Here is an 8,556-nt window from a genome sequence, read left to right on the forward strand (position 1 = left end):
GAGTTGTTGCGGCGGGGGCGGGTGGACACGCGAGGGTTGCCGCTCGCGGGCGCGAAGGACATGGGCCTCGCGGACTACGGCGCGCTGACGTTTGGCGGCTGGGACCTGTTCGAGGAGGACCTGGAGAAGGCGGCGCGCAACCACGCGGTGCTGACCGACAGCCAGATGGAGGCGGTGGCGCCCGTGCTCCGGAACATGCGGCCCTGGCCCGCGGCCTCCAACGCGAAGTTCTGCAAGAACGTCGTCGGCACGGCGACGAAGAAGACGCGCGGCCTGCGCGAACAGGTGCAGGCCATCCGCGAGGACCTCCTCCGCTTCAAGAAGGAGCAGGGCCTGGAGCGCGTGGTGGTCGTGAACCTGGCCTCCACGGAGAAGAGCGTGGACCTCACCCGGCCGGAGTTCGCCACGCCGGAGTCCTTCGAGAAGGCCCTGGACGCGAACGACGCGGACATCGGTCCGGCCATGCTCTACGCCTACGCGGCCATCGTGGACGGCATCCCGTTCGCCAACTTCACGCCCAGCGTCGCCGCGGACGTGCCCGCGCTGCTGGAGCTCGCGAAGCGCACCGGAGCGCCCATCGCCGGCAAGGACGGCAAGACGGGGCAGACGCTGCTCAAGACGGTGCTCGCCCCCGCCCTGCGCGACCGCGCGCTGCACGTGGACGGCTGGTACTCCACCAACATCCTGGGCAACCGCGACGGCGAGGCCCTCAACGACCCGGCGTCGAAGCAGAACAAGCTCGACACCAAGGGCGCGGCCCTGGACAGCATCCTTGGCTACAAGGTCCAGGACCACATCGTGCAGATCCAGTACTACCGCCCGCGCGGGGACAACAAGGAGGCCTGGGACAACATCGACGTCACGGGCTTCCTCGGGCAGCCCATGCAGATCAAGCTCAACTTCCTCTGCAAGGACTCCATCCTCGCCGCGCCCCTCGTCGTGGAGCTGGCGCGCACGCTGGACGTGGCCAAACGCCGGGGTGAGGGCGGCGTCATCGACGCGCTGGGGTGTTTCTTCAAGGCACCCATGTCGCCAGACGGTCAGCCCGTCGAACACGCCATGGCAGAACAGCAGCGCCGCCTGATGGCCTGGCTGTCCAAGGGCCGCACGCGCAAGGCCGAGTCCACCCCCGAACGCATCAGGGGCTGAAACCCGGACATGAACGCACCCGCGCGTGACACGACGGTGGCCCCGGGCCATCTGGCGAAGCTCCGCCCGCTGCTGTCGGAGCTGATGGACCTCAAGCGGATCCGCACCCCGGACCATCCGGACGGCCTCGCGGCGCACGGCTTCCGTCGCGCCTGGGCGGCCCTCGTCGCGGGCATGGACCCCGGCACCGTGGCGCTCCAGGAGACAGCGCGCGCGGTGGCGGCGGTGCGGCTGGGCGGCCTGGACGCGGGCGTGCTCCAGCGCGCCGGCATGGCTCCCCGGGACACGCTCCTGGTGCTGCGCCGCGGGCTGGACGCGGTGGCGGGGCCCCTGGACCCCGACTTGCGGGAGCGGCTGTCCCAGGCGCTCTCGCAGGAGCTGGAGGCGCCCGGGCCCCACGCGCCGCCCGCGTTCGTGGAGCGGCTGGTGCACCAACCGCGCGCCGGGGCCACGTTCCCCGGCCGCGCGCGCATCCTCGTCCCACCGCAGGAAGGCCACGCCGACCACTGCTACGCGGTGGCGGTGGGCGCGGTGCTCGTCGCCCCGCGCTTCGGCGCGGACCCGGCCCTGCCCTTCCTGGCGGGGCTGTCGCATCACCTCTTCAACGCGGAGCTGCCGGACGCGGGCTACGCGGGCGAAGCGCTCCTGGAGGACCTGCTGGAGCCGCTCATGAAGGGGCTCACGCAGAAGGCCCTGGCCTCGCTTCCGGAAGCCCTGTCCCGGAGCGTGCGTCAGGCGCTGGAGCTCACCGGCCACCCGGACACGGCCGAGGCGCGGGCCTTCAACGCCGCGGACGCGCTGGACCGGGTGCTGGAGCTGGACGCCCACGCCCGCGCGGCGGGCTTCACCCTGCGCCAGGCGATGGAAGAGCTGGAGCTGATCCACCCGGGGCCCCTGAGGGCCTTCGGCAACGACGTCCTCGCGGAAGCGGCGGTGTGGCCATGAATCTCCTTCGCAGGTCTTCCGACGCGGTGGCACCGCGACTCCTCTCGCCGGACACGGGCCGGCCGCTGTACCCCCGCACCCCGGCGGCGCCCGACCTCTGGACGGACGGCACCGGACACTGGCCCGTGGTGGAGGGCATCCCCTTCCTGCGCACCGGCCGGGACGCGCTGCGCGACGCCGTCGTCCAGGCGCTGGAGCAGGGCGACCGCCGTCGTGCGGTCGCGCTGCTGCTGCGGGACCAGGACGACCACGCGCGCACCCCGCCGCCCTCGCTCGACGAAGCGGCCGCCGTGGTGGCGGGCGTTGAGGACGGGACCATGGGCCTGCGCGAGGCCATGGACCGGCTGTGCTTCGGGCCGGTGGCCGCCTACTTCGCGCACCGGCAGTCGGCGCCCACCTTCCTGAGCGCGCTGGGACTGCTCGCGCAGCACTGGGACGCGCCGCCCCGCGTGGTGGAGGTCGCGTGCGGCATCGGGCAGGTGCTGCGCGAGGTGACGCTCCGGGGCACGCCCGGCGTGGGCCTGGACGTGGTGTTCGCCAGGCTGTGGCTCGCCCGCCACTTCATCGTGCCGGACGCCCTGCTCGTCTGCGTGGACGTCGCCGCGTCGGGCCTGCCCCTGTCGTGCGTGGAGGGGGCCACCGTGCTGTGCCACGACGCCTTCTATTTCCTGCCGGACAAGGAAGGGGTGCTGCTGGAGATGCGGCGCGTGGCCGGGGACACCGGCCGGGTGCTGGTGGGCCACGCCCACAACCGGCGGGTGGATCAGCGAGGCGTGGGCGGCACGCCGCTGAGTCCGGAGGAGTACGCGCGGCTGCTGCCCCAGGCCGCCTGCTACGACGACGCCGCGTTCGTCACCGGCTTCCTGGAGCAGCGCCCCGTCCCCGCCGCCACGCCGGAGGAGCTGCGGCACGCGGAGGCCCTCTGCTTCGCGTGGCCCGCGGACCCGGCCCGTCGCGCCATCGACTTCGGAGCGCCCGCGCCCGACGTGCGGCTGCGCCCCAACCCGCTGCTGACGACCCGGGACGGCCAGCTGTCTCCCGCCTGGCCCACGCCGGGGCTGGCCCTGGAGTACGCCAACGCCCACTACCTGCGCGGCGACAGCGCCGACGACACGGCCTTCTTCATGCGGGCCACCCGGGGCGCGATGCCGGACGAGCGCCCCGTCCTGCTGCGCCGCCGCTGGCTGCTCGACCTTCCGGAGAGGTGGTGACCATGTTCAATGCGAAGCCGGAGGCCCGAAAGCTGGGCTGGGCCGTGGTGGGTTGTGGCTGGGTGGCCCGGGACTACGTCATCCCCGCGCTCCAGGGGGCGCGCAACACGCGGCTGGTCGCGCTGTGTGACTCGGACGCGGAGGCGCTGATGCGCCCGCAGGCGGACGACGCCGCCCGGTACACCCAGCTGTCCTCGGTGCTGGAGGACAAGGCCGTGGACGCGGTCTACATCGCCACGCCCAACCACCTGCACGCGGCGATGACGGAGGCGTGCGCGGCGGCCGGCAAGCACGTGCTGTGCGAGAAGCCCATGGCCGTCACGGCGCAGGACGGGCTGCGCATGGTGGCGGCGTGTCAGCGCGCGGGCGTGCACTACGCCACCGCGTTCGACCAGCGCCACCACGCGGCGCACCGCAAGCTGCGCACGCTGGTGAAGGAGGGCGTGCTGGGCACCATCACCCAGGCGCGCATCCACTATGCCTGCTGGCTGCCCGCGGACTGGGCCCCGGGCAACTGGCGCATCGACCCGGAGCAGGCCGGCGGCGGCGCGATGATCGACCTGGCGCCGCACGGGCTGGACCTGCTGGAGGTGCTGCTGGGGGATGAATGGCAGTCGCTCACCGCCATGGTGCAGCGGCGCGTGCACGACTACGCGGTGGACGACGGCGCGGTGCTGATGGGGCAGTTCAGGAGCGGCACGCTGGGGCTGTTGCAGGTGGCCTACAACTGCCCGGACGCGTACCCCCGGCGCACGCTGGAGCTCATCGGCACGAAGGCGCGGGCGCTGGCGTACAAGACGATGGGCCAGACGCCCGGCGGCTCGCTGTCGCTCACCGACGCGAAGACGGGCGAGGAGACCTGGGTCCACCTGTCGCCGGAGGAGGACCGCAGTCCCTTCCTCCACCAGGTGGAGTCCTTCACCACGTGCGTGCTGGAGGGCCGGCCGCAGCCGTTCCCACCCGAGCGCGACGTGCGCCTCGTGGGCCTGCTCGGCCAGGCGACGCACTCCGGAAGGGCGTTCCCGCCATGTCACTGACCCGCTACGCCTGCACCCACTGCGGCACGTGGCAGCCGGGCTTCGCCCACGAACCGCCCACGGGCTGTCCCACCTGCCTGGACGTGCGCAACGCCCTGCCGCGCGACGGCTGGAACTTCCAGACGGCGGGCCAGGTGTCGGAGCGGCTGTCCACGCGCTGGGAGCAGACGCTTCCCGGCATCTGGGGCTTCACCTGCGAGCCGTCCTTCGGCCTGGGCTCCACCGGGTGGCTGCTGCACCGGCCCGAAGGCAACATCGCGTTCGAGGGCGCGCCCTGGTACTCGAAGCCGGCGCTGGAATACCTGGAGGTGATGGGCGGCATCCGGGTGCTGTCCGCGTCGCACCCGCACGGCTTCGGGGCGCTGTGGCAGTTGCAGGAGCACTTCGATCCGCTGCTCGTCCTGCACAAGGACGCGGTGCCGTACACCAAGGCCTTCCAGGTGCGCTGGCCGGTGGATGACGAGCACGAACTGGCGCCGGACCTGACGCTGCACTGCGTGGGCGGCCACTACGAGGGCCAGACGGTGATGTACGACGCGCGCACCCGCTCCCTGTTCTGCGGGGACGCGCTGAAGGTGGACCTGGACGCGCGCGGCAAGCCCACGGCGCTGTCGTGTCACAAGGGCTTCCACTACGCGATTCCGCTGAGCCACGGAGAGCTGCGCCGCTACCGCGCGGTGCTCAAGCAGCTCCCGTTCGAGAACGTCTTCACGACCTTCGAGTTCGCCCGGGGCGTCACCCGCGAGCACGCGCTCGCGCTGTTCGACCGGCTGCTCGAAGGCATGCCGCACACCCGTCCCCTTTCATTGGAGGAATTGTCATGAGCGTTTCCCAGGCCCTGGATGCCTATTTCCGCGCCGTGTCCACGGGCGCGCTGCAGACGTTCCGCATCGACCCCATCGACCGGCTGGGCATCCCGGTGGTCTCCTCGAGCCTGCGGATGGGCAGCGCGCCCGGCGCGGTGTCGCATTGCAGCAGCTACGGGGTCACGGAGGAAGACGCGCACGTGGGCGCGCTGGGCGAGCTGGTGGAGGAGACCTTCGCCGAGCAGGCGCTGAAAAAGATGCCCCGCGTGCACGGCAGCTACGCGGCCCTGGTGCGCGACCGGGGGCCCACGGCGGTGGCCGACCCGCTCACGCTGGGGCTGCCGGCGGGCAGTCCGTACCGGCCCGACATGCCGCTCGTCTGGGTGGAGGCGCAAAGGCTCTCCACGGGGGAGAAGGTGCTGGTGCCGGAGGAGTTCGTCGCCATCCACCCCGGGCAGCTCCAGGGGAAGTCCCCCCTCATCACGCCCATCACCAACGGCCAGGGCGCGGGGCTGACGCGGCACCAGGCGCTGGCGCATGGCCTGCTGGAGCTGCTGCAACGCGATGGCAACGGGCTCCAGTACCGCGCCATGGACCAGGGTGTGGTGCTGGACCTGGAGGGCGCGGAGCTGTCACCGGACGTGCGAGCCCTCCTGAAGCGCTATGAGCGCGCGGGCGTGGAGGTGATGGCGAAGCTTGCGAGCACGGACTTCGGCCTCGTGAACGTGTACGTCGTGGGCCGCGACCTGTCCGTGGACGACCATCCGCTGATGGTGACCGCGTGCGGCGAGGCGGCGGATCCGGACCGGGACCGGGCGCTGCGCAAGGCGCTGCTGGAGTATGCCGGCTCGCGAGCGCGCAAGGCGTTCGCGCACGGGCCGCTGAGCGAGGTGGCCCGCATCGCGACGGAAGAATACCTGGAGCGCTTCGTCCCCCTGGTGGACCTGGACGCGGAGGAGCCGCGCGCGCTGCACGGCATGGCGGAGTGGGCGCGGATGCCCGCCGCGGAGCTGCGCGAGCTGACGGCGTGCACCCTGATGATCCGGCGCAAGGTGCGCTTCGATGACCTGCCCCGCGCGCCAGCGGCGGAGGACCCGTCGCTCAGGTGCGACCACGTGGTGCGCCAGCTCCAGGCGGCGGGCTTCGACATCCTGGTCGCGGACATGTCCCCGGCCGGACACGCGGTCCACGTGGTGAAGGTGCTGGTGCCCGGGTTGGAGGTGGAGACGATGACCTACTCCCGGCTGGGTGAGCGCAACGTGGCGCGGCTGCTGGAGCGGCGCGACCCGCTGGTGGGGCTGGGCGCCCCGCCGCCGGGAGCGCAGCCGGTACGGCTGACGCCGGAGGCCGAGGAGCGACTGGGCGGATCCGCCTGGTTCAACGTGCGACTGGCCGGAGCGCGCCTGGGACGTCTGTATCCGCTCTACCGGGAGCCGGACCGCCACGCCGTCGCCGCGCTGCTCGCGAGCCGTCGCTTCGGCGGGGATTGAACCGCGCAGCCCGTGCTGCCGTGCCCCGCTTCGCCCTCGCGTGTGTTGCCTTTGGAGAACCCGTTCATGAGCCTTGCCCAAGCCCTGGATGCCTATTTCCACGCCCTGCCCGCGGGCGAGCTGCACCTGTTCCGCATCGACGCCCTCGACCGCCTGGGCGTGCCAGTGACCCTCTCCAGCCTGCGGATGGATGATGGGCCCCACGGCGTGACGCACGGCAACGGCCATGGCAACACCGAGGACGAGGCCCGCGTCGGAGCCCTGGGCAAGCTGGCGGAGGACACCTTCGCCGAGCTCGCGATGAAGCGGATGCCCCGGGTGCACGGCAGCTACGCGACCCTGGTGCGCGCACGGGGGCCCACGGCGGTGGCCGACCCGCTCACGCTGGGCCTGCCCGCGGGCAGTCCCTACCGCCCGGACATGCCGCTCGTCTGGGTGGAGGTGAAGCGGCTCTCCACGGGCGAACGGGTGCTGGTGCCGGAGGAGTTCGTCGCCATCCATCCCGGGCAGTTGCAGGGCAGGTCCCCCCTCATCAGGCCCATCACCCACGGCCAGGGCGCGGGGCTCACGCGGCAGCAGGCCCTGGCGCACGGCCTGCTGGAGCTGTTGCGACGCGATGGCAACGGGCTCCAGTCCCGCGCCATGGACCAGGGCGTGGTGCTGGACCTGAAGGGCGCGGAGCTGACCTCGGATGCGAGCGCCCTGCTGGAGCGCTACCAGCGCGCGGGCGTGGAGGTGATGGTGAAGCTGGCGAGCACGGACTTCGGCCTCGTGAATGTGTACGTCGTGGGCCGCGACCTGTCCGTGGGGGACCAGCCCCTGATGGTCACCGCGTGCGGCGATGCGGCGGACCCGGACCGGGACCGGGCGCTGCGCAAGGCGCTGCTGGAGTACGCCTGCGCCCGGGCGCGGCTGGCCTTCTCGCACGGCCCGTTGAGCGAGGTGGGCCGCGTCGCCCCCAAGCAATACATGGAGCGCATCCTGCCCCAGGTGAACCCAGACATGGAGGAGCCGCGGGCGATGCGCGGCATGCTGGAGTGGGCGCGGATGTCATCCGCGGCGCTGCGCGAATTGACGGCGTGCACCCTGACGAACCGGCGCACGGTGCGCTTCGAGGAGCTGCCCCGGGTGCCGGTGGTGGAGGACCCGTCGCTGCGCTGTGAGCACGTGGTGCGTCAGCTCCACGCGGCGGGCTTCGACATCCTGGTCGCGGACATGTCTCCGCCAGGGCATCCGGTGCACGTGGTGAGGGCGCTGGTGCCCGGGCTGGAGGTGGAGACGATGACCTACGCCCGGCTGGGCGAGCGCAACCTGATGCGGCTGTTGGAGCGGCGCGACCCGCTGGTGGGCATGGGGGCGCCGCCACCGGGAGCACAGCCGGTGCGCCTGACGCCGGAGGCCGAGGAGCGGCTGGGCGGGCCCGCCTGGCTCAACGTGAAACTGGCGGAGGCGCGCGTGGGTGGGCTGTATCCGCTCTATCGCGAGCCGACCGCGCACGCGGTGGCCGCGCTGCTCTCCAGCCGCCGCTTCGGGGGGCAATGACCATGGCACCGCGCTTCGCCTACAACACCAACGGCGTGTCCAACCACCGCTTCGAGGACGCGCTGCGGCTCATCGCGGACAGCGGCTACGACGGCGTGGCGCTGACGCTGGACCACCATCACTTCGACCCGTTCGCCCCGGACTTCGAGCGGCGCACGGAGCAGCTGGCCGCGCTGCTGGAGAGGCTGGGCCTGGGCCTGGTGGTGGAGACGGGGGCGCGCTTCCTCCTGGATCCGCGCAGCAAGCACGAACCCACGCTCATCACCCCGGACGCGCAAGGACGCGAGCGCAGGCTGGAGTTCCTCAAGCGCGCGGTGGACGTGTGCGCGACGTGCCGGGGGGAGGCGGTGTCGTTCTGGGCGGGGGTGCCCCGTCC

At 72.4% G+C, this 8,556-nt stretch carries 8 protein-coding genes; all 8 read left to right on the forward strand.

Annotation, left to right across the window (positions count from 1 at the left end; all coding sequences use genetic code 11):
* Nucleotides 1–1,149, forward strand: a 1,149-nt coding sequence (locus D7Y13_RS33630; protein ID WP_120630898.1) for an inositol-3-phosphate synthase, incomplete at its 5' end; no start/stop codon positions are given.
* 9 nt (nucleotides 1,150–1,158) lie between these two features.
* Complete coding sequence (locus D7Y13_RS33635) at nucleotides 1,159–2,094, forward strand: hypothetical protein (RefSeq protein ID WP_120585445.1); 936 nt, start codon at nucleotides 1,159–1,161, stop codon at nucleotides 2,092–2,094.
* Nucleotides 2,091–3,305 (forward strand): class I SAM-dependent methyltransferase, encoded by a 1,215-nt coding sequence (locus D7Y13_RS33640; RefSeq protein WP_120585447.1) that lies wholly within the window; start codon nucleotides 2,091–2,093, stop codon nucleotides 3,303–3,305. The genes D7Y13_RS33635 and D7Y13_RS33640 overlap by 4 nt, the downstream gene beginning before the upstream one ends.
* A gap of 2 nt (nucleotides 3,306–3,307) precedes the next feature.
* Nucleotides 3,308–4,342, forward strand: coding sequence for a Gfo/Idh/MocA family protein (locus D7Y13_RS33645; protein WP_120585444.1), 1,035 nt, complete (start codon nucleotides 3,308–3,310; stop codon nucleotides 4,340–4,342).
* Nucleotides 4,333–5,166: an MBL fold metallo-hydrolase gene (locus D7Y13_RS33650; RefSeq protein ID WP_120535943.1), complete on the forward strand. Its 834-nt coding sequence runs from the start codon at nucleotides 4,333–4,335 to the stop codon at nucleotides 5,164–5,166. Before D7Y13_RS33645 ends, D7Y13_RS33650 begins: the two co-directional genes overlap by 10 nt.
* Nucleotides 5,163–6,638, forward strand: coding sequence for a YcaO-like family protein (locus D7Y13_RS33655; RefSeq protein WP_120585443.1), 1,476 nt, complete (start codon nucleotides 5,163–5,165; stop codon nucleotides 6,636–6,638). Before D7Y13_RS33650 ends, D7Y13_RS33655 begins: the two co-directional genes overlap by 4 nt.
* Nucleotides 6,639–6,704: 66 nt before the next feature.
* The gene (locus tag D7Y13_RS33660; RefSeq protein ID WP_120585442.1) at nucleotides 6,705–8,180 is read left to right on the forward strand and encodes a YcaO-like family protein; all 1,476 of its coding nucleotides are present in this window, start codon (nucleotides 6,705–6,707) and stop codon (nucleotides 8,178–8,180) included.
* Nucleotides 8,181–8,182: 2 nt separating this feature from the next.
* The coding region (locus tag D7Y13_RS33665; protein WP_147452551.1) for a sugar phosphate isomerase/epimerase family protein at nucleotides 8,183–8,556 on the forward strand (374 nt) is incomplete at its 3' end.

This window comes from Corallococcus praedator (genome assembly GCF_003612125.1).
Classification (GTDB): domain Bacteria; phylum Myxococcota; class Myxococcia; order Myxococcales; family Myxococcaceae; genus Corallococcus; species Corallococcus praedator.

Coding starts and splice junctions, on each gene's coding strand:
- D7Y13_RS33635 (WP_120585445.1), top strand. CDS start 1,159: ATGAACGCACCCGCGCGTGACACGACGGTGGCCCCGGGCCATCTGGCG.
- D7Y13_RS33640 (WP_120585447.1), top strand. CDS start 2,091: ATGAATCTCCTTCGCAGGTCTTCCGACGCGGTGGCACCGCGACTCCTC.
- D7Y13_RS33645 (WP_120585444.1), top strand. CDS start 3,308: ATGTTCAATGCGAAGCCGGAGGCCCGAAAGCTGGGCTGGGCCGTGGTG.
- D7Y13_RS33650 (WP_120535943.1), top strand. CDS start 4,333: ATGTCACTGACCCGCTACGCCTGCACCCACTGCGGCACGTGGCAGCCG.
- D7Y13_RS33655 (WP_120585443.1), top strand. CDS start 5,163: ATGAGCGTTTCCCAGGCCCTGGATGCCTATTTCCGCGCCGTGTCCACG.
- D7Y13_RS33660 (WP_120585442.1), top strand. CDS start 6,705: ATGAGCCTTGCCCAAGCCCTGGATGCCTATTTCCACGCCCTGCCCGCG.